The organism is Reyranella sp., from assembly GCF_965229815.1.
In the GTDB taxonomy this organism is placed as follows: domain Bacteria; phylum Pseudomonadota; class Alphaproteobacteria; order Reyranellales; family Reyranellaceae; genus Reyranella.
On sequence record NZ_CBDDJN010000002.1, the window covers coordinates 275,019 to 296,012 of the forward strand.

The window sequence follows — 20,994 nt, forward strand, 5'->3', positions numbered from 1 at the left end:
CGGCGGGATGACGGCGCTCCCGGTGCTGCTCGGGCTTCTCCTGGGTGGCCTCGGCGGGTGCAAGGAGGATGCGACGCCGGCCGCCGCGCCCGTCCGTCCGGTCCTGTCGGTGGTGGCCGAAGAGCGCACCCGCGAGGTCTTCGGGCCGTTCGCCGGCTCCATCGAGGCGCGCTACAAGACCGACCTCGGTTTCCGCATCTTCGGCCGCATGGTGGCGCGCTACGTCGACGTCGGCTCGATCGTGAAGGAGAACCAGGAGCTTGCGGCGCTCGACCCGACCGACGAGGTCCAGTCGGTGCGCGGCGCCGAGGCGTCGCTGGCCAGCGCGCAGGCCCAGTTCGCCAACGCCGCCGCCGAGGAGACCCGCCAGAGCGACCTCGTGCAGCGCAACATCACGCCCCAGGCGCAGTTCGACGTCGCCGAGCAGAACCGTGCGACCACGGCGGCCAATGTCGAGAGCGCCCAGGCACGCCTGTCCAAGGCCCGCGACCAGCTGTCCTACACCCAGCTTCGGGCGGACTATGACGGCGTGATCACGGGCCGCTACGCCGAACCGGGCCAGGTGGTCAACGCCGGGCAGAGGATCGTCACCCTGGCGCGGCCCGAGATCCGCGAGGCGGTGATCGCCGTGCCGATCGACCTCGCGGACATGCTGTCGGGCCGGAACGACCTCGACATGACGGTGTTCCTCGACGAGTCCGTGTCGATCAAGGCCGCCGGCGTGCGCGGCGTGGATCCCGCGGCCGATTCCACGACCCGCACGCGCGTCGCCTATCTCAGCCTCGACAATCCGCCCCCCGCCTTCCGGCTCGGCATCACCATCTCCGTGCTGATGTCTCGGCCGGTGCCGCCGCGCATCGAGCTGCCCGCCACCGCGATCCTCGACAGGGACGGCAAGGCGTTCGTCTGGATCGTCGACCCCGCCACGAATACCGTGTCGACCCGCGAGGTCACGGTCGCGGCGCGGCGCGGCGAGAGCGTGATGCTGAGCGCGGGGGTCAAGGCCGGCGAGCGCGTCGTGATCGTCGGCGTCCACAGCCTGACACCCGGCCAGGCGGTGAGGGTGGCGCCATGACGCGTTTCAACCTCTCCGAATGGGCACTCGGCCACCGGTCCTTCATCTGGTACCTGATGCTGCTCGTCGTGGCGGCGGGGCTGCTGTCCTATCGGCATCTCGGACGCGAGGAGGACCCCTCGTTCACCATCAAGTCGATGGTGATCCAGGCAAACTGGCCGGGCGCCACCGTCGAGGAGATGACCAACCAGGTCACCGACCGGATCGAGCGCAAGCTGCAGGAGCTCGAGACCCTCGACTTCACCAAGAGCTACACGACGCCGGGACAGACCACCGTCTTCGTCAATCTCAAGGACGAGACGCCCGGCCGCGACATCCGCGCGATCTGGGTGCAGGTTCGCAACAAGATCAACGACATCCGCCAGGACCTGCCGACCAACGTCCAGGGACCGTTCTTCAACGACCAGTTCGGAGACGTCTTCGGCAACATCTATGCGCTCACCGCCGACGGCCTGTCGCTGCGCCAGCTCAGGGACTATGCGGAGCAGGCACGGTCGCAGATCCTCAAGATCCCGGGCGCCGGGCGCGTCGAGCTGCTGGGCGTGCAGGACGAGGTCATCTATCTCGACTTCTCCACCCAGCACATCGCCGGGCTGGGCATCGACCAGCAGGCGGCGATCAACAGCCTGCAGCAGCAGAACGCGGTCGTGCCGTCGGGCGTCGTGCAGGCCGGCCCCGAGCGGGTCAGCCTGCGGGTGAGCGGCCAGTTCACCTCGGTCGAGAGCCTGCGGGCGGTCAACATCCGGGTCAACGACCGCTTCTTCCGGCTGAGCGACGTCGCCACCATCAGCCGCGGCTATGTCGATCCGCCGAGCAATCTCTTCCGCTACAACGGCCAGCCGGCGATCGGCATCGCCATCGGCATGAAGCCGAACAACAACCTGGTGGAGTTCGGCAAGGCCCTGCGCGCGCGCATGCTTCAGGTCGTCGGCGACCTGCCGATCGGGGTCGGCGTCCACCTGGTCTCCAACCAGCCCGCCGTCGTCGAGGAGGCGATCGGCGGCTTCACGCAGGCGCTGTTCGAGGCGGTTGCGATCGTCATGCTCGTGAGCTTCCTGAGCCTCGGCCTGCGCGCCGGCCTCGTCGTCGCGGTGGCCATCCCGCTGGTGCTGGCCGGCACCTTCATCTTCATGGAGTATGCCGGCATCGGGCTGCAGCGTATCTCGCTCGGCGCCCTGATCATCGCGCTCGGCCTCCTGGTCGACGACGCCATGATCTCGGTCGAGATGATGGTGGCTCGCCGCGAGGCCGGCGACACGCTCGAGCGGGCGGCGACCTTTGCCTACAGCTCGACCGCCTTTCCCATGCTCACGGGCACGCTGGTCACCGTGGCAGGCTTCGTGCCGATCGGCCTGAACGGCAGCTCGGCCGGCGAATACACGTACTCGCTTTTCGCGGTGATCGCTGCCGCCTTGCTGATCTCCTGGGTCGTCGCCGTGCTTCTGACACCGCTGCTCGGCGTCACCATGCTGCCGCGCACGGCGCCCGCCGGGGGCGAGCGGCAATCGCGCCTCAAGGCGTGGTTCCTGCCGGCGCTGCTCCGCACCATGCGCTGGCGCTGGCTGACCATCGCCGTGACGCTTGGTCTGTTCGCCGTGTCGCTGTTCGCCTTCCGCTACGTCCAGGACCAGTTCTTCCCGGCATCCGACCGGCCGGAACTCCTGGTCGACATGACCCTGCCGCAGAACAGCTCGATCGCCGAGACGAAGAAGCAGATGGACCGGCTGGAAAAGACGCTGGCCGGCGACCCCGACATCGTGCGCTGGAGCTCGTATGTCGGCCGCGGCGCCGTGCGCTTCTACCTGCCGCTCGACGAACAGCTCGGCAATCCGTTCTTCGGACAGATCGTCATTGTCGCCCGCGACTTCGACGCGCGAGAGCGTTTGGGCGCGCGTCTGAAGCAGCGCCTGCGCCAGGACTTCGTCGGCATCGACGGCTTCGTCCATCCGCTCGAGCTCGGCCCGCCGGTCGGCCGTCCGGTCCAGTACCGGCTGAGCGGTCCGGACATCCAGCAGGTGCGCGGGCTCGCGCTCCAGTTCGCCGAGGTGATGGCATCCAATCCCCACCTCGGGAACATCGTCTACGACTGGAACGAGCCCGGCATGGTGCTGCGCATCGATGTCGACCAGAACCGCGCGCGCCAGCTCGGCGTCAGCTCCCAGGACATCTCCACGGTGCTGAACAACGTCGTGGGCGGCTCGTCGATCACCCAGGTCTACGACAGCATCTACATCGTCGACATCGTGCCGAGGGCCGATCGCGCCGAGCGCGTGGCCATCGAGACCTTCCAGGGGCTCCAGCTTGCCGGGCGCAACGGACAGCCGGTGCCGCTGTCGGCCATCGCCACCGTGCAGTACACGATCGAGCAGCCGATCGTGTACCGCCGCGACCGGCAGCCGACGATCACGCTCTACGCCTCGATCGGCGACGACCTGCAGCCCGCCACGATCGTGGGCGAGCTGAAGCCCGCGGTCGCGGCGTTCGAGGCGAAGCTCCCGCCGGATTACTCGATCGCCATCGGCGGCACGGTCGAGGAGAGCGGCAAGGGCGAGCGACCGATCGCCGCCGTGGTGCCGCTGATGCTGCTGCTGATGGCGACCGTGCTGATGCTGCAGCTCCAGAGCTTCCAGAAGCTGTTCCTGGTGGTGAGCGTTGCGCCGCTCGGCCTGATCGGCGTCGTGGCCGCCCTGCTGCTCAGCGACAAGCCGCTGGGCTTCGTGGCCATCCTCGGCGTGCTGGCGCTGATCGGGATCATCATCCGGAACTCCGTCATCCTGGTCGCCCAGATCGATTCCTTCCGCGCCGAGGGGCTGGCGCCGTGGGACGCCGTCGTCGAGGCCACGACGCATCGCATGCGCCCGATCCTGCTGACCGCCGCCGCGGCCAGCCTCGGCATGATCCCGATCGCCCGCGAGGTGTTCTGGGGACCGATGGCCTTCGCCATGATCGGCGGCATCGTCGTGGCCACGATGCTGACCCTGTTCTTCCTGCCCGCGCTCTACGTCACCTGGTACCGCATCCGGGAGCCGAACCGCCCCTAGGCGTGGCATTGGAGCGCGGACCTCCAGCTCCGCATCATGATCATGAGCGGACCTGGAGGTCCGCGCTCCGATAGGTTCACGGCCTCTCCGCGGTGCTCAAGGGCTGCGGGCCCAATCAGACCCCCGCGATGTCACAGCGGCGAGGGACGGTCCCGCGTGCATGGGTGGTAGCCTGCGATGGCCGTCAACCGGCGGCCGCGGAGGGAAAGCCGTCCAGATGGCGAAGCTTGCCGGCAGCGTCGATGCCTTGGCCGCCGCTCTGCCCGACACCGATCCGGTCAAGCCAAGGTTGCGCGCCCGCGCGGTGACGCTCGGCCAGGAATGCGGCTGTGCGATGAGCGGCGCGTTCTTCGCCGGCGCCGCGCTGCTCGCCGCCGGCCACTTCGTCTTTTTCGGAAGCCTGACCCCGGGCTCGGCCGCCACGGCCGTCGGGCTGGTGTTCGCCGCGGCGGCGGCCGGAAAGGTCGCGGGCGTTGCGGTGTCGCGGCTGCGCCTGCTGGCGCTGCGACGCACGATCGCACGGCGACTCGCAAGCAACGGGGGACGACATGTCCACCTGCACTAAGTGGGTCAACCGCTTCGTCATCCAGTGCAAGAACTGGTCGACCATGGTCGACTACGAATGCACCCAGTGGGCCGACGAAGGATCGAACCAGTGCTCGCGATGGGCCGACGAAGGATCGAACCAGTGCGCCGAATGGGGCAAGGACTGCCACTGGTACACGTTCTGGAACTGCGTCGTCGAATGGTTCTGCAAGGCCTGGTACTGGGTCGCCAAATGGGTCTGCAAGGCCTGGTACTGGGTGGCCAAATGGGTCTGCAAGGCATTCGCCTGGGTGGTGAAGACGGTCTGCATCGTCTTCTCCTGGGGGCTGGAGCTGGTCTGCGTCGCCTGGGACTGGCTGCGCTGCGCGATCCTGGCGATCGTCGATGCCATCGTCTCGCTGTTCGGCGGCCGGCGCCGGCAGCGCGCGAAGATCGACCGCATCTTCGTGCTCATCCTCGAGAACCGCTCGTTCGACCACATGTTCGCGTTCAGCGGCCTGCGCGGTGTCGGGATCGACGGCCAGCCGACGTCGATCGACGTCGCGACGACGGTCGACACCAACCTCGCCAACGGCGTGCCCGTCGCGGTCAATGCGCCCGCCGACTTCGCGCTGAAGAACGTCGACAAGGACCCGCCGCACGAATTCCGCGATGCCCTGGCCGCCCTGTGTGGCGTCGCGGCCGGGCCCTACGATCCGGCCGCCGGCTACCCGCCGATCGACAATTCCGGTTTTGCCCAGCACTACGTCGACAAGGGCGGCGCCTCGGCGGCGCGCGCCCTGAGCTGCTTCGCTCCCGAGCAGCTTCCGGTCCTGACCACGCTCGCCCGCGAGTTCGCGATCTGCGATGCCTGGTTCTCCTCGCTGCCCGGCCCGACCTGGCCCAACCGGTTCTTCGCCATGGCCGCCTCCTCGGGCAGCCTCGACGACAGCCCGAGCAAGCTCGACGTCGTCGCGTCGGTGACCGTCGGCGGCTACCGCTTCTACAACGGCACCATCTTCGACAAGCTGGACGACCGCTGCATCGAATGGAAGGTCGTCGAGGGCGACGAGTTCCCGGTGGCTTTCGCGCTCGCGGGCATGAACCTCAACGCCCTGCAGGGCCGCTTCCAGGACTTCGACGATTTCGTCGAAGCCGTCGGCCGCGCCGACTTCGGGCCGAAGTTCGTCTTCATCGAGCCGCAGTACGGCGAGAGCACCTTCGGCGCGACCGGGCCGGGCGACTATACCTGCGGCAACTCCATGCATCCGCTCGACGATGTGACGCGCGGCGAGCGACTGATCAAGCGGACCTACGAGGCGATCCGCAATTCGCCCTACTGGGAGCGCAGCATGCTGATCGTGACCTTCGACGAGCATGGCGGCTTCTACGACCACGCGCGACCGCCACCCGCCCCACCGCCCGGCGACGTGGCCGTCGACGACTACAATCACTTCGGCTTCAGGTTCGACCAGCTCGGCGTGCGCGTGCCGGCGCTGGTCATCTCGCCGTGGGTGCGGCGCGGCACCATCGACCATACGACCTACGACCATACGTCGATCCTCGCCACCACCGAGCGGCTGTTCGGCATGGGCGCCATCACCGGTCGCGATGCGGCGGCCGCCGACCTGCTCCATCTCGTGTCGCTCGACGCCGCGCGCACCGACGCGCCGACGACGCTGCCGGAGCCGGCCGTCAATCCCGACCCGATCGGCTGCTCGGACGAGCCCGAGTCGGAGGACCAGCTGCTGCTGCGCCGTGCCGAGCTGCGCCTGGCCCGCCGGGATCTCGACGGGCAGGTCGAGCGCAGCGTGCCGGTCGAATCCGGTTCCACCCAGCTCGGCTTCGCCCAGGTGGCGCTGATGAAGGTCCTGCAGACGGCGGAGTATCCTGAGCGCGAGCGCTGGATCGAGCAGTTCCGTGCCATCCAGACGCGGCAGGATGCCGAGCTGTTCGTGGTCGAGGCCAAGCTCAAGATCCGCCACGACCTCGACTTCAAGCGGCCGCGCACCACCGATCCGCCGCGCCAGGCGTCCCGGCGCAGCGAACTCTGACCGTTTCGCAGCCAGCGAGACTCTTGCCCACGGCTGCCGCTCCCGCGCTAAGCTCCGGCAAACAGCGGAGCGAACGTCCATGGCCACGATCCCGAAGACCCATCGCCGCGTCGTGCTGCTGCGGCGCCCGCCCGGCGAGCCCGCCGAGTCCGACTTCCGGGTCGAGGAGGCGCCGGTGCCGGAGCCCCGGCACGGCGAGGTGCTGGTCAAGGTGCTCTACCTCTCGCTCGACCCCTACCAGCGCGGCCGCATGCGCGACGCCGCCTCCTATGCCGCGCCCGTCGGCATCGGCGAGGTCATGACCGGCGGCATCGTGGGCGAGGTCGTGGCGTCGCAGAATCCGGGCTTCGCGGTCGGCGACATCGTCGAGGACCGGCTGGGCTGGCAGGAATATGCGATCGGCGGCGGACCCACCCTGCGCAAGGTCGATCCGTCGATCGCGCCGATCTCGACGGCCAACGGCGTGCTCGGCATGCCGGGCATGACCGCCTATTTCGGCCTGCTCGAGGTCGGCCAGCCCAAGCCGGGCGAGACCGTCGTCGTCTCGGCGGCTTCCGGCGCCGTCGGGCAGGTCGTGGGACAGATCGCCAGGATCATGGGCTGCCGCGCCGTCGGCATCGCCGGCGGCAAGCGCAAGTGCGCCTTCGTGACCGACGAACTCGGCTTCGACGCCTGCCTCGACTACAAGGAGACGAAGGATCTCGACGCGGCGCTTCGCGAGGCCTGCCCCAACGGCATCGACGTCTACTTCGACAATGTCGGCGGCGAGATCTCCGACGCCGTCCTGCGCAACATCAACTTCTTCGGTCGCGTGGCGCTCTGCGGCTCGATCTCGCAATACAACGCCACGACCCCGCCGATGGGCCCCCGCCTGCTCGGCACCTTCGTCGGCAAGCGCGTGCGCGCGCAGGGCTTCATCGTCACCGACTTCGCCGAGCGCTACGGGCCGGCGCGCCGCCAGATGGGCGAATGGGTGCGCTCGGGCCGCCTCAAGTACCGCGAGGACGTGGTCGAGGGCATCGCCCAGGCGCCGCGCGCCTTCATCGGCATGCTGCGCGGCGAGAATTTCGGCAAGATGCTGGTCAAGCTCGCGTGACGCCGGCCATGCGCCAGGGCGGGACATGAGCTACGAAGCGCCCTTCGCCGGCCTGAAGGTCGTCGACCTCAGCCAGGGGATCGCGGGCCCCTACTGCGCCATGCTGCTGGCCCAGCACGGCGCCGAGGTCATCAAGGTCGAGGGGATCGGCGACGGCGACTGGGCCCGCACGCTCGGCGCCCGCTACGGCAGCCACACAGCCTTCTCCATCATCGGCAACCTCGGCAAGAAGAGCATCGCCGTCGACCTGAAGTCGGAGGCCGGCAAGCAGGTCGTGTGGCGGCTGCTGGAAGGCGCCGACGTCTTCCTCGAAGGCTTCCGGCCGGGCGTCATCCAGCGGCTGGGCTTCGGCTACGAAGCGGTCGCCGCCCGCGAGCCGCGGCTCCTCTACCTGTCGATCTCGGGCTTCGGCCAGAGCGGGCCGCTGAGCGGCCGGCCGGCGATGGACCCGGTGCTGCAGGCCTACACGGGGCTGATGAGCGAGAATCGCGGCGAAGACGGCATCCCGCATCGCGTACCGGTGATCGTGGTCGACATGTCGACGGCGCTATACGCCTTCCAGGCGCTTTCGGCGGCCCTCTACGCACGGCGCGACGAGCCGCGCGGCCGCTACCTCGACGCCAGCCTGATGCAGGCCGCGACGGCGCTGCAGTCGATCCGCCTGATGGCCTGCCACCTCGAAGGCGGCACGATGAAGCCCGGCGGCGCGCCGGGCGGCGTGTTCCAGGTCGCCGACGGCTGGATGTCGCTGGTCGCCATCAACGACCGCGACTGGCGAAGCCTGTGCGCCGCGATGGCTCAGCCGGCGCTGGCCGCCGATCCGCGCTTCGCCACGCCCGCGCTGCGGCTGGCCAACGACACCACGCTCTACACCATCGTGCGGCCGATCCTGGCCGCGGAGCCCTGGGCCGTGTGGAGCCGCCGGCTGACCGAGGCCGGCCTGATGCACGAGCGGCTGAACAGCTATGCCGAGTTCCTCGACCAGCCGCAGGTGCGCGAATCGGGCCTGATCCAGTGGCTGAACCAGGCCGGCCTCGAGCAGCCGGTGCCGGTTCCCGCCCTGCCCGGCATGCCGGCCCCGGCCGACAGGACGCCGCGTGGCACTGCACCGGTCACCGGCCAGCACACGGTGGAGATCCTGGCCGGTCACGGCTATGCGCCGGGCGAGATCGACGCCCTGCTCGCCCAGGGAGTCGTGGCCGCAACCGGCTGACGAACCAACCCTGATCACCCCTCTCGATCCTGCCGGCTACATCCGCACGCCCTGGAGAAACGGCGGTGGCGTCACCGTCGACATCGCGCTCGACGGCGATGTCTGGCGCTTCGGCCGCACGCCGATCACCGCCGCCGGCCCGTTCTCCGACTATGCCGGCTTCGAACGGCTGCAGGTGCTGGTCGCCGGCAGGGGGCTGGTCCTGGAAACGCCGCAGGGGGACATCGACGTCCGGCAACCGTTCCGGCCGGTGCGCTTCGCCGGCGAGACGCCGATCGTGAGCCGCCTCGAGGCCGGCCCGGTCGAGGTCGTGAACCTGATCGGCGACCGCTCGCGCGTGCGCCTGGACCTCGGCGTGCTCGAGGCGGGCGAGAAGCAGCCCTTGGGTGCCGGCATCCACATCGCCTATTGTCCGGCCGGGCCGGCAAGCCTGGACCTGCGGGGCGGCGTCCACGCGCTCGCGGCCGGGCATGCGCTGCGGATCGAGGACGAGGTTTGCGACCTGGCCTGCCGGGAGGGGCTGATCGTGTTGGGGAGCGTGACATGCGTATTGCCGTAGTGGGTGCCGGCGGCGTGGGCGGCGGCTACGGCGCCGTGCTCGCCAAGGGGGGCGCCGACGTGACCTTCATCGCGCGGGGCGCGCACCTCGTGGCGATAAGGAGCGAGGGCCTGCGGCTGGAGAGCGCGCGCGGCGACATCCACCTGTCGCCGACCCGGGCGACCGACGATCCCGCCGCCGTCGGACCGGTCGACATCGTCCTGTTCTGCGTCAAGCAATGGGACGTCGAGAGCGCCGGTGCCGCGATCAAGCCGATGGTCGGCCCCGGCACGGCGGTCGTCCCGCTGCAGAACGGCATCGACGCTTCCGATCGCCTCCTCCCGATCCTCGGCGAGGCGGCCGTGCTGGGCGGCGTCGCCACCATCTCCGCCACCATCGCGGCCCCGGGCGTCATCCGCCAGACCGGCACGGGGATGCGCCTGGTTTTCGGCGAGCTCGACGGCCGCCGCAGCCCGCGCGCCGAGGCCTTCGCCGCCCTGTGCGCCGCCTCCGGAATCGACGGCGTCCTGTCGACGTCGATCCACACCGACCTCTGGCTCAAGTTCATCCTGCTGGCATCGAATGCCGGCATCATGGCGCTGACACGGCTGCCGGTCGGCAAGCTGCGCGACGATCCCGACATCGCCCCGTTGTTCGCGGCTGCCTACGAGGAGGTGGCGGCGGTCGGCCGCGCCGCCGGCGTGGCGCTGCCCGAGGACGCGGTCGAGCGGACGCTTGCCTTCACCCGCAACGCGCCGGCTGGGCTCATCGCCTCGATGGCCGTCGACCTCCTGCGCGGCAACCGAATCGAGCTGCCCTGGCTGTCGGGCAAGGTGGTCGAGCTCGGCCGCCGCCACGGCGTCGCGACCCCCCTCCATGCCTTCATGTATGCGACACTCAAGCCCTACACGATGGGCACGCCCGCCTAGAGGCTGCTCCCGTCAGGGTTGCCCGAGTCGATGCGTTTCCGATAGGAGATGATCATGCGCCTGCTGTTCGCCGCCCTCCTCGCCGTCGCCGGCTTCGCCGGTGGCGCCGCAGCGGCGGATCTCAAGATCCTTTCGGCCGGCGCCTACAAGGCGGCCGCCCAGGAGATCGCCGCGGCGTGGACGAAGACGTCCGGCCATACGGTGACGATCGAGAACGACACCGCCGGCAACCTCGCCCGACGCGTGGCGGCCGGCGAATATTTCGACATCGTCGTCCTGCCCCCGCTGGTCATGGGCCCCTATCTCGGCAGCCGGCTCGACGAGAGCAGCGCCAAGGAGCTGGCGCGCGTCGGCATCGGCGTCGCCGTCAAGAAGGGCGCGGCCAAGCCCGACATCTCGACCGTCGATTCCTGGAAGCAGGCCCTGCTCGGCGCCCGCGCCATCGCCTACATCGACCCCGCGGCCGGCGGTTCGAGCGGCATCTACCTCTCGAAGCTGTTCGAGAAGATGGGCATCGCCGCCGCGCTGAAGCCCAAGAGCGTACTCGTGAAGGGCGGCCTGGTGGCCGAGAAGGTGGTCAATGGCGAGGCCGAGATCGCCATGCAGCAGATGAGCGAGCTGCTGGCCGTGCCCGGCGCCGAGGTGGTCGGCCCGCTGCCCCTCGACGTCCAGCATTTCACGATCTATTCGGGCGCCATCTCGGTCGCCACGCGCAACCGCGTCGCCGCGGACCAGCTCATGCTGGCGCTGGCCAACCCGGGGAACCTGAAGATCCTGAAGAGCAAGGGCCTCGACGGCCCTTGAGAGCGACAGCCGCCCTGCCGGTCGCCCTGGCCGGCACGGTGGTGGCGGCCGGGGCGGCACTGCTCGCGACGGCGGGGCTCGTCGTGTCGCGCGAGATGTCGTGGGACCTTCTGTTCAACCTCGCCGGCGCGTGGCACCTCGCGAACGGACAGGTCGCCAACGTCGACTTCCACGATCCGGTCGGGCAGCTCTACTTCCGGCTGACCCAGCTCGGCATGTGGATCTGCGGTCCGACCGTGGCGGCCTTCGTCGCCGGAAACATCCTCGCCGCCGTCGCCCTCTTCGCCGCCGCCGCCGTGGCGGCCGCGACGCGCCTGCCGCCGGTGGCCGCCGCGCTGTTCATGCTGTTTCCGCCGCTGCTGGTGCTGATGCCGGCCAATATCGGCGACGACCCTACCCACTTCACGTTCGCCATGTCCTACAACGACTATGGCTGGGCGACGATCTCGATCCTGTGCCTGCTCCTCTTCCTGCCGCGGCGGCGGCCGACGGCGCCAGGAGACTGGGTCGACGCCCTGGTCGGCGGGCTCCTGATGGCGGCCCTCTACCATCTCAAGATCACCTACTTCGCCGCCGCGCTCGGCGCGCTGGGCGTTGCCTACCTGGTCGAGCCGCACGTGCGCCGTCCGGCCTGGCTGGTCGCCGGCGGCCTGGTCCTCGCCAACGCGGTCGCACCCTGGAACTGGCCCTATCTGGCCGATCTGGCCGAGGTGGCGGCACGGCCCGGCGCGGTCGCCGACTATCTCGTCGTCGGCCATCTCGAGGACCTGCTGCGCACCAGCGGTCGCGACCAGGCGCTCTGCCTCCTGCTCCTGGCGATGGCGCTCGGCCTGTTCTGGCTCGGCCGGGCGTCGTGGCGATTGCCGCTGGCCGTGGCGGCGCTCGTCGTCCTGGCCGGCGCCCTGCTGGTCTTCAACACCCAGGCGCGCGGCCTCCCGCTGGTGCTGGTCGCGGCGTTCCTGCTGCACGCCTGCCTGCGCGACGATCCCGTGATGCGGCCTCTCGCCGCCGCACCGCTCGTCCTGCCCCTCGCCTCCGTGCTGGTCGCGGCCTCGAGCCTCCTCGCATATCGCGAGGCCGCCGCCCGGCCGGGCGACCTGCTCGTGGTCGACCGGACCAACCTGCGCGGCCTCGCCGTGCCGGCCGGCGACGTGCCGATCCGAAACGGCGAGGAGATCGACCAGGACGACTATGTCGGCACGATCCTCGAAGCGGCGTCACTGCTGCGGCGCACCGCCAACGGCGGCCAGGGCGTGGTGGTGTTCGACCAGGTCAACCCGATGCCCTTCGTCCTCGGCCGCGCACCGCGCCGCGGCGCGCGCCTGTGGCTCGACGTCAACTTCCCCTGGCCGGCGCCGGCGACGATGTTCGCCGGCGTGCGTCACGTCCTGGTGCCGCGGCAGCCGACCTATGCGGCCGTCACGTCAAAGGCGCTCGACCTCTACGGCGACTACCTGGCGGAGCACTTCCCGAAGCGGACCGAAAGCCCGCACTGGATCCTCTTCAGCCGCGCTCCCTGACCAGCGTGTCGACCGCCGCCGTCCAGGCGGCGATCGTCTGGTCGATGTCGGCGCGGGTGTGCGCCAGGCTGACATAGTACTTGCTCTCGCCCTTCATGATGCCGTTCTCGCGCAGCACCTGGTTGAAGCGCGTCAGCATCGCCTTGTCGCCCTTCAGCGTGTCGCGATAGTCGCGCACGGGCTGGTCGGTGAAGATGACGTCGAACAGCGGCGGCTCGCCGAGCACCTGGGCCGGGATGCCGGCCTTCCTCAGGAGCCCGTCGAGGGCCGCCATCAGTTCGCGGCCGGTGGCGAAGACCTGCTCGTAGGTGCCGGGCCGCTTCAGGATGTCGAGGGTCGCGAGGCCGGCGACGGCGGCGACCGGATTGCCCGACAGGGTGCCGACCTGGAAGATGTAGTCCTCGTCCTCGACCGCCAGACGGTCGAAGTGGCGCATGATGTCGGCGCGGCCGGCGACGGCGGCCAGCGCGAAGCCGCCACCCACGATCTTGCCCAGCGAGCACAGGTCCGGCGTCACGCCGTAATATTCCTGGGCGCCGCCATAGGCGAAGCGGAAGCCGGTCACGACCTCGTCGAAGATCAGCGGGATGCCGTGCTTCTGCGTCACCTCCCGCAGCGCCTGCAGGAAGCCCGGCTGCGGCGGAATCAGGCGCTGGAACGGCTCGACGATGACGCCCGCCAGCTCGTCCTTCTGCTCCTCGATCAGGCTTTCGACCATGTCGATGTCGTTGAAGGCGGCGACCAGCATCTCGTCCTGCACGGACTTCGGGATGCCGGCCGAATCGGGCGTGGGGCGCGGGAAGTTGCCCGGCCGCTTGGGCGCCAGCGACATCAGCGCGTAGTCGCTCATGCCGTGATAGCCGCCCTCGAACTTCAGGATCTTGTCGCGCTTGCGGAAGGCGCGCACCGCCCGCATGGCGTAGAGATCGGCCTCGGTACCCGAGCAGACGAAGCGGACCTGGTCGGCGCAGGGCACGGCGTCGCAGATCGCCTCGGCCAGCGCCACGCCGTGGCGGTTGTTGGCGAAGTAGGTCGTGCCGAGCGGCACCTGGGCCTGGACCGCCGCCGTCACCTCGGGATGGGCATGGCCGACGAACATCGGCCCGGAGCCCAGCAGGAAATCGACATACTCGCGTCCTGCCTCGTCCCGGATGCGGCCGCCCTTGCCCTCCTTGAGCAGGACCTCGGCCGGCATGTTGCCGAAGCTGCCGCCGGGAAGGACGCGCTTGGCCTGGGCGACGAGATCGGCGGTGGGATCGGGGACGGTCTGGACGCTCATGACTACTCCTTACTCGATGGGGACGAAGATGGAATGGCGCATCTTGCCTTCGACGGCCTTTGAGAAATGGCCCTTGCCGGACGTGTCCTCGACCAGCAGCACCTCGCCGGCGCCGATGATCCGGGTCTCGCCGTCGCTCGCCTGGATGCTCACGCCGCCGTCGAGATTGATGATGTACTGCCGGCGGGGCGCCGGATGCCAGGCATAGTCGTAGGTGCCGGGAGTCTGGCGGAAGATGATGCCGGTGGCGGGCAGGGTGGCGGAGGTGCGGCCGCCGGGCCCGTCATGCTTCCATTCCACCTCGATGTCGCGGAAATGGGTCTCGCCCTGCTCGTCGACATAGAGATTGTGAATGCGCATGGTCGTCTCCCGCCCTTTCGGAATTCTGGCGCGAGCTTAGACTGAAAGCATGTCGAGCACACACGCCGAGGACGGTCTTTTCGACACGGGGTCCCCGGCCCGGCATCGCGGGGCCGCCGCCGGAGGGCGCCGCCGACGGGCATGATCGAGTTGCTTCTGCTCCTGGTCGGCGCCCGCGTTCTCCGGCGCAAATGGTGGATCCTGTTCCTGCTCGGCACGGCGTGGTTCCTGCTCGGCCTCTTCTTCTTCCTCGATGCCTTCACCGACGACCGGATCCCCCCGACCTGGTTCGCCGTCCCGCTGCTCATCGATGCCGCGATCGCCCTGGCCGCCGCCGCCCAGACGGCCGGCACGGAGCGCGCGCTGCGCATCGCCAAGGCCGTGCTGTTCGTGGCCATCGCCCTGGTGCTGGTCGAATCGCCGTGGCACGTCGACATGATCGTCGGCATCCTGGCCGGCACCTTCCTGCTCGCCGACGCCGCCTGGCGGGCCACCTCGGCATGGGTCGTGCGCTTCGCGCGCTGGCGGCTGTCGCTGGTCGGCGCCGGCCTGGAGCTGCTGTGGGCGATCGCCTCGTTCCAGCCCTACCCCACCAACTGGGCCGGCGAGACCGGTGCCGATGTCGGGCTGCTGCTGATGGTGTCCGCGGTCGGCCTGGGCGGCCTGGCCATTCGCCTGCGTCAGCTTCCGGTCGGCCTCCCCCTGTCGGCCGTCCTCGCCTCGGGCTGGCCGAGGGAAGAGGACGAGGCGGGACCGGCCACCGCCGCGACGCGCCTGTCGCGGACGCCCGGACCTGTGACCGTGCATGTCTGGACTCCGACCGGCGCCCTCGCGCCCGTCGGAGTCCGGCGCTACGTCGCGGCGTTCGACGAGAAGGGCAGCGTGTCGACCGGCCACGCGGCGCTCGAGGCGCCGCCGGACATCTACATCAGCCACTATCCGGCGACCGAGATCAGCCTCGACCAGCCCCTCACCCGCACGCTGCGCGCCACGCCGGACAACGACGTGGCCGGGCTCTTTCAGCCGAGCTACGAGGAGGAAGCGCGCGACTGGTGCCCGTCGACGCGGCAGGTCCGGCTGAGGGGTCTCGACATCGCGGCGATGCGCGCCTTCTGGCGCGCCTATCGCCGCGACACGACCTACAACCTCACCAGCCGCAACTGCTCGAGCGGCGTCGCCAAGGCACTCGACGCCGGGCTCGAGGGAATGTTCGAGGCGCGCGCCGGCTCGCCGTACTTCCTGGCGAGGCTTCTCTTCTCGCCCGAGCTCTGGGTCGCCGGCGTGATGCGCCGGCGCGCCGCGGCGATGGCCTGGACGCCGGGCATGGTGCTCGACTATTCGCGGGCGCTGAAGCACATCATCGCCCTGCCCGACCGGCTGCGGGCTGGCCGGCGGCCGGAGATTCGGGCCTGATGGCGACCGGCAGCCTGGTCGCGCGCGGCGCCGTCATCGCGACCGCCATGGTGTTCGGGCTGACCTACAGCCTGGCGGCCGCCCTGATCGCGCTCGACCTCGCCGAGCAGGGCCTGGGCGAGGCCGCGATCGGCGCCAACGCGGCAATGCAGGCGGTCGGCGTGCTGGCGATGGCCTTCGCGCTGCCGCGCCTCACCGCCTTCCTCGGCATCCGCCGCGCCGTCGTCGGATCGCTCCTCTCGGCAGCGATCCTGCTGCTCGCCTTTCCTGCCCTGCCGTTCCTGTGGCTGTGGTTCGCGCTGCGCATCCTGCTGGGCGCGGCCTCCGAGGTCCTCTTCGTGCTGTCCGAGACCTGGCTGAACGCGCTCACCGCCGAGGAGACCCGCGCCCGCGCCATGGGTGCCTACACCACCGCCCTGTCGCTGGGCTTCGCGCTGGGGCCGCTGATCCTGTCGGCCGTCGGCAGCGACGGCATGCTGCCCTATGCGGTGGGTGCAGCTCTCGCGGCCGTCGCCGCTTGCTTCGTCGTCTGGCCGGGGATCGAGGCGCCGCCGTTCGAGCGGCCGGCCGTCGGCAATCCGCTGCAGGCGGTGCGGCTGGCGCCGGTCGCCATGGCCGCGACGGCGCTCACCGCCGGGGTCGAGACCGCGGGGCTGAGCTTCCTCGCGCTCTACGCGATGGCGACGGGCTGGCCGGAGGCCGAGGCGACCCAGCTCATCTCCTGCATGATGATCGGCGCCATCGTCCTGCAGCTTCCCATCGGCTGGCTGGGCGACAAGGTCGACCGTCGCCGGCTGATCGTCGCCCTGGCGGCGCTCTCGTCGCTCGGCGCGCTGATCTGGCCATTCGCCCTCGAAGCCGCTCCGTGGATCCTGTTCGTGGTGCTGTTCGTCTGGGGCGGCGCCTTCGTCGGCATCTACACGATCATTCTGAGCATCGTCGGCAGCCGCTTCTCGGGCGACGCCCTGGTCGGCATCTACGCCGGCATGGGACTCACCTGGGGCGCCGGCGCGCTGGCCGGACCGCTGCTGGCCGGGCTCGCGATGCACGCCAGTCCGCACGGCCTGCCGTTGTTCGTGGCCCTCGTCTGCGCCCTTTTCGCCGCGGCGTCGCTGCTGTTCAGGGATGCGCCGCCGAAGGCGCTTCGGTAGAAGGCGCCATGTTGAAGAAACCCGTCGAGGCCGCCCTGTTCGACATGGACGGCCTGCTGCTCGACACCGAGGCGCTCTACATCGAGGCGATGCAGGCGGCAGCGGAGACGCTCGGCCGCGACCTGCCGATGGATCTCTGCCATGCGATGGTCGGCGTCCCGGGGCACGAGTGCAACCTGATGATCGAGGCCCATTACGGCGAGGGCTTCAGCATCGCCGAGTTCCGCGGTCACTTCTCCGCTCACCTGCGCCGGCTGCTCGAGGCCGGGATCCCGCTGAAGCCGGGGGTCGTCGAGCTGCTCGAGTTCCTGGCCGGTCGCGGCCTGAAGCTCGCCGTGGCGACCTCCGCCGGCCGGGCTACCGCCGAGAACCATCTCGGCAAGGCCGGGCTGCTCGACCGCTTCCAGGCGGTCGCGACCCGCGACGATGTCGAGCACGCCAAGCCCGATCCCGGCGTCTATCTCGAGGCCGCCCGGCGACTCGGCGTGCCGCCGCGCCACTGCCTCGCCTTCGAGGATTCCAACATCGGGCTCGCCGCCGCGCATGCCGCCGGCGCCATGGCCTTCATGGTGCCCGATCTCCTGCAACCGCTGCCCGAGAGCCGCGCGCGCTCGGTCGACATCCTGCCCGACCTGCATGCAGCCCTCGACCTGCTGCGCCGGCACCTGTAGCGCGTCGGCCCGACCGATCGGCCCTAGAACCTCTCGACCCAGGGCCTGACCTCGATCTCCCAGCTCCAGGCGCTGCGATGCTGCTGCAGCGTCGCCCAGTAGGTCTCGGCGATGGCATCGGGATCGAGCAGGCTGTCCGGCGCGTTGTCGGGCACCGGCCGTGCGTCGCTGCGGATGCCGCCGTCGATCACGAAGTGCGCGACGTGGATGCCCTTGGGCGACAGCTCGCGGGCCATCGACTGGGCGAGGCCGCGCAGCGCGAACTTGCCCATGGCGAAGGTCGCCGACAGGGCGAAGCCCTTCACGCCGGCGGTCGCGCCGGTCAGGAAGATGGCGCCGTGGCCCTTCGGCAGCATGCGGCGCGCCGCCTGCTGGGACACGAGGAAGCCGCCGAAGGCGCTGATCTCCATCGCCCGCCGTACATCGGCGGGATCGAGATCGACCAGCGGCCCGCGCACCCGGTTGCTGGCGTTGTAGACGACGACGTCGGGCGTCCGGCCCTTCGCGTCGAGGTCCTTGAACACGGCGGCGACCGCGTCGGGATCGGCTGCGTCGCAGGCATGCAGCGAAGCGCCCGTCTCGCCCGCCAGCGCGGCGAGCTTGTCGAGCTGGCGGGCAGCCAGGGCCACCGAGAGCCCCTGCCGCGCGAACAGGCGGGCCAGGGACGCGCTGAGACCGGGGCCGGTGCCGACGATCAGGGCGGAACGATACTCGGGCTTGTCCATGAGATTCCCCTCGCTGCCGTGGCCCTCGTTGCCGTCGAATGGACACGGGTATAGGCTCGCACGCAATAGGGAAGGAAACAGCCATGGATCAGGCACAGCCTGTTGGCCGTATCGACGTCATCTCGGACGCGATCTGCCCCTGGTGCTACATCGGCAAGCGCCATCTCGAGCGTGCGCTGGACCTGCTGGAACAACAGCGGCTGCGCTTCACCGTCGCCTGGCACCCTTTCCAGCTCAATCCCGAGATGCCGCGCGAGGGCGTCGACCGCGCCGAGTACCGCATCGCAAAGTTCGGCAGCGCCGAGCGCTCGCGCCAGCTCGACGAGCGGATCACCGAGGCGGCGGCGTCGGTCGGTCTGGACTTCCATCTCGACCGTCTGACGCGCACGCCCAATACGCTGGACGCCCATCGCGTCATCCGCATGGCTGGCGAGCAGGGCGTGCAGGACGGCGTGGTCGAGGCGCTGTTCGAGGGCTACTTCTGCCGCGGCGCCGACATCGGCGATGCCCGCGTGCTGGCCGAGCTCGGCGCGCGCGGCGGACTGGCGCACGACGACGTCGAGGCGATGCTGGCCGGCGATGCCGGGCTCAAGGAGGTTACGGCCGCCGACCGCATGGCGCGCAACGCCGGCATCCAGGGCGTGCCGAGCTTCGCGCTGCAGGGCCACATCCTGTTCTCCGGTGCGGTCCCCGCGGAGGAGATGGCGCAGGCCTTCCGCCGCGCCTGGGAGATCCTCAAGAGCCGAGCCGCCTGAAGAATCCTTCGCGCGGCACGAGCCGAGTGGAAGAGCCGCGTCCGGCCGCGCCGCGGATATTGCAGCCGCAACGCTGGCTTGGCGGCGGGAACACCATCTCCTTGCAGCGCCTCGACTGTATCTTTTGTTTTCCTGCCTTACGCCGGGCACGCCACCTGATACTTTGACGCGTCATAGAAATCGGGTGTTTTTCCGATGAGGCCACGACCGGCCAGCGACCAGCACGGGCGCCAGGCATGCGCCTGAGCGCCGCCCTCGCATTCTGTGCCGTGTTGACCGCTGCCCTGCTCGCCGGCAGCCCGGTCTCGGCACAGAGGGCCGGCGGGACGCTGCGCATGTTCCATTGGGACAATCCGCTCAGCTCCTCGATCCTGGAGGAAGACACGCCGGCCGCCGTCATCCCCTTCCTGCCGGTGTTCAACGGCCTCGTCATGTTCGACCCGACGAAGCCGCAGAACACGGAAGACTCGATCGTTCCCGACCTCGCCGAATCGTGGAGCTGGAACGAGGACAGGACCGAGCTCACCTTCAAATTGCGCCGCGACGTGAAATGGCACGACGGGTGGGCTTTCACGGCCGCCGACGTCGAATGCACCTTCGAGCTGCTGACCGGCCGCGCGCGCGACCCGCTGAAGCAGAATCCGCGCGGCTCGTGGTTCCGCAACATCAACTACGTGCACGGCAATACCGACCAGGACGTCACGATCTACCTCAACCGTCCGCAGCCCTCGCTGCTGATGCTGCTGGCATCCGGCCTCACGCCGATCTATCCGTGCCACGTGCCGGGCTCCCACATGCGCACCAAGGCGATCGGCACCGGTCCCTTCAGGATCGAGTCGTTCAAGCAGTTCGACAGCGTGCGGCTGGTTCGCAATCCGGACTACTTCAAGCCCGGCAAGCCGCTGCTGGACGGGATCGAGTTCAGCATCGTCGCGAGCCCCTCGACCGCCCTGCTGGGCTTCGTCGCCGGGCGCTACGACATGACCTTCCCGTGGGACGTCTCGATCCGTCAGCTGCGCGACGTGCGCCGCCAGGCGCCGCGGGTGGCCTGCGAAACGACGCCGATGAACAGCAGCACGAACATACTGATCAACCGGGACGCGGCGCCGTTCGACGATCCCGAGATCCGCCGCGCGCTGGTGATGGCGCTCGACCGGCGCGCCTTCATCACCGCCCTCAACGAAGGTTTCGGCGACATCGGCGGCATTCTCCAGCCGCCGCCCGAAGGCCTGTGGGGTCTGCCGCCGGACAGGCTGGCGGAGGTCCCCGGCCGCGATCCCGACGTCGCCAAGAATCGTGCCGAGGCGCGTGCCATCATGGAAAAGGCGGGATACGGGCCGGCCCGTCCGCTGCAGATCAAGATCCTGACGCGCAGCCGCGCCTCCCTGCGCGAGCCGGCGGCGCTCCTGGCCGAGCAACTGCGCACGATACACGTCGCCGCCCAGCTCGAGCCGGTCACCGCCTCGCGCTGGCTCGGGCGGATGCACCGCCGCGACTTCATGCTCAGCATCAACGTGACGGCCAACGGGGTCGACGACCCCGACCAGACGTACTTCGAGAACTTCTCCTGCCGATCCGAGCGGAACTACAGCGGCTACTGCAATGGCGAGATCGAGCGCCTGTTCGACCTCCAGTCGGCCGAGACCGACGCCGAGAAGCGCAGGCAGATGGTGTGGGACATCGACGCGCGGCTGCTGGCCGACGCCGCGCGCCCGACGATCATGTGGAACAGCAACGCCACCTGCTGGCAGCCCTATGTCCGCGGCTTCGTGCCGTCGGTCAACAGCATGTTCAACGTCGGCCACTTCGAGGACGTCTGGCTCGACCGCTGACGGACGCGGCGCG

At 69.8% G+C, this 20,994-nt stretch carries 18 protein-coding genes; 15 read left to right on the forward strand and 3 right to left on the reverse strand.

Translation table 11 applies throughout. From position 1 onward, the window contains the following. Positions 1-7: 7 nt before the first annotated feature. The 10 genes from ACO073_RS01725 to ACO073_RS01770 all read left to right on the forward strand — a co-directional run bounded on the left by ACO073_RS01725 (position 8) and on the right by ACO073_RS01770 (position 12,795). Positions 8-1,075, forward strand: coding sequence for an efflux RND transporter periplasmic adaptor subunit (locus tag ACO073_RS01725; RefSeq protein ID WP_421994640.1), 1,068 nt, complete (start codon positions 8-10; stop codon positions 1,073-1,075). Further along, positions 1,072-4,116, forward strand: a complete 3,045-nt coding sequence (locus ACO073_RS01730) for an efflux RND transporter permease subunit (RefSeq protein WP_421994642.1) — start codon at positions 1,072-1,074, stop codon at positions 4,114-4,116. Before ACO073_RS01725 ends, ACO073_RS01730 begins: the two co-directional genes overlap by 4 nt. 217 nt (positions 4,117-4,333) lie before the next feature. After that, positions 4,334-4,681 carry a hypothetical protein gene (locus tag ACO073_RS01735; RefSeq protein WP_421994644.1) on the forward strand — a complete coding sequence of 116 codons (348 nt, stop codon included), beginning with the start codon at positions 4,334-4,336 and terminating at the stop codon, positions 4,679-4,681. Beyond that, entirely contained in the window at positions 4,665-6,695 is a 2,031-nt protein-coding gene (locus ACO073_RS01740; protein ID WP_421994646.1) for an alkaline phosphatase family protein, read from the forward strand. The genes ACO073_RS01735 and ACO073_RS01740 overlap by 17 nt, the downstream gene beginning before the upstream one ends. A 79-nt stretch (positions 6,696-6,774) precedes the next feature. After that, positions 6,775-7,791 (forward strand): NADP-dependent oxidoreductase, encoded by a 1,017-nt coding sequence (locus ACO073_RS01745; protein WP_421994648.1) that lies wholly within the window; start codon positions 6,775-6,777, stop codon positions 7,789-7,791. Between the two features lie 25 nt (positions 7,792-7,816). Continuing rightward, on the forward strand, positions 7,817-9,004 hold the full coding sequence (locus ACO073_RS01750; protein ID WP_421994650.1) for a CaiB/BaiF CoA transferase family protein: 1,188 nt from the start codon (positions 7,817-7,819) through the stop codon (positions 9,002-9,004). Next, entirely contained in the window at positions 8,946-9,563 is a 618-nt protein-coding gene (locus tag ACO073_RS01755) for a HutD family protein (RefSeq protein WP_421994651.1), read from the forward strand. The genes ACO073_RS01750 and ACO073_RS01755 overlap by 59 nt, the downstream gene beginning before the upstream one ends. Then, on the forward strand, positions 9,548-10,471 hold the full coding sequence (locus ACO073_RS01760; RefSeq protein WP_421994653.1) for a 2-dehydropantoate 2-reductase: 924 nt from the start codon (positions 9,548-9,550) through the stop codon (positions 10,469-10,471). The genes ACO073_RS01755 and ACO073_RS01760 overlap by 16 nt, the downstream gene beginning before the upstream one ends. Positions 10,472-10,525: 54 nt before the next feature. Next, positions 10,526-11,275: a molybdate ABC transporter substrate-binding protein gene (locus ACO073_RS01765; RefSeq protein ID WP_421994655.1), complete on the forward strand. Its 750-nt coding sequence runs from the start codon at positions 10,526-10,528 to the stop codon at positions 11,273-11,275. After that, the gene (locus tag ACO073_RS01770; RefSeq protein WP_421994657.1) at positions 11,272-12,795 is read left to right on the forward strand and encodes a hypothetical protein; all 1,524 of its coding nucleotides are present in this window, start codon (positions 11,272-11,274) and stop codon (positions 12,793-12,795) included. Before ACO073_RS01765 ends, ACO073_RS01770 begins: the two co-directional genes overlap by 4 nt. Here the strand turns inward: ACO073_RS01770 and ACO073_RS01775 are convergent. Together ACO073_RS01775 and ACO073_RS01780 are read right to left on the reverse strand one after the other, a co-directional pair. Then, entirely contained in the window at positions 12,779-14,074 is a 1,296-nt protein-coding gene (locus ACO073_RS01775; RefSeq protein ID WP_421994659.1) for an aspartate aminotransferase family protein, read from the reverse strand. The genes ACO073_RS01770 and ACO073_RS01775 overlap by 17 nt on opposite strands. Before the next feature lie 9 nt (positions 14,075-14,083). After that, positions 14,084-14,434, reverse strand: a complete 351-nt coding sequence (locus ACO073_RS01780; RefSeq protein ID WP_421994661.1) for a hypothetical protein — start codon at positions 14,432-14,434, stop codon at positions 14,084-14,086. Positions 14,435-14,575: 141 nt separating this feature from the next. On the opposite strand from ACO073_RS01780, the gene ACO073_RS01785 reads away from it, so the two are divergent. From ACO073_RS01785 to ACO073_RS01795, 3 genes are read left to right on the forward strand one after another with little or no spacing between them, the layout of a single operon-like run. Continuing rightward, a complete protein-coding gene (locus tag ACO073_RS01785) occupies positions 14,576-15,847 on the forward strand; it encodes a protease (protein WP_421994663.1) in 1,272 nt (423 codons plus the stop codon). Next, positions 15,847-16,998 (forward strand): MFS transporter, encoded by a 1,152-nt coding sequence (locus tag ACO073_RS01790; protein ID WP_421994665.1) that lies wholly within the window; start codon positions 15,847-15,849, stop codon positions 16,996-16,998. The genes ACO073_RS01785 and ACO073_RS01790 overlap by 1 nt, the downstream gene beginning before the upstream one ends. Positions 16,999-17,006: 8 nt before the next feature. Next, entirely contained in the window at positions 17,007-17,669 is a 663-nt protein-coding gene (locus ACO073_RS01795; protein ID WP_421994667.1) for an HAD family hydrolase, read from the forward strand. Positions 17,670-17,692: 23 nt separating this feature from the next. Here the strand turns inward: ACO073_RS01795 and ACO073_RS01800 are convergent, their stop codons facing one another. After that, positions 17,693-18,394, reverse strand: coding sequence for an SDR family NAD(P)-dependent oxidoreductase (locus tag ACO073_RS01800; protein WP_421994669.1), 702 nt, complete (start codon positions 18,392-18,394; stop codon positions 17,693-17,695). An 83-nt stretch (positions 18,395-18,477) separates the two neighbouring features. Between ACO073_RS01800 and ACO073_RS01805 the strand changes: the two genes are divergently transcribed. Both ACO073_RS01805 and ACO073_RS01810 read left to right on the forward strand, forming a co-directional pair. After that, positions 18,478-19,149: a DsbA family oxidoreductase gene (locus ACO073_RS01805; RefSeq protein WP_421994671.1), complete on the forward strand. Its 672-nt coding sequence runs from the start codon at positions 18,478-18,480 to the stop codon at positions 19,147-19,149. A gap of 269 nt (positions 19,150-19,418) precedes the next feature. Then, complete coding sequence (locus ACO073_RS01810; protein ID WP_421994673.1) at positions 19,419-20,981, forward strand: ABC transporter substrate-binding protein; 1,563 nt, start codon at positions 19,419-19,421, stop codon at positions 20,979-20,981. Positions 20,982-20,994: the final 13 nt, after the last annotated feature.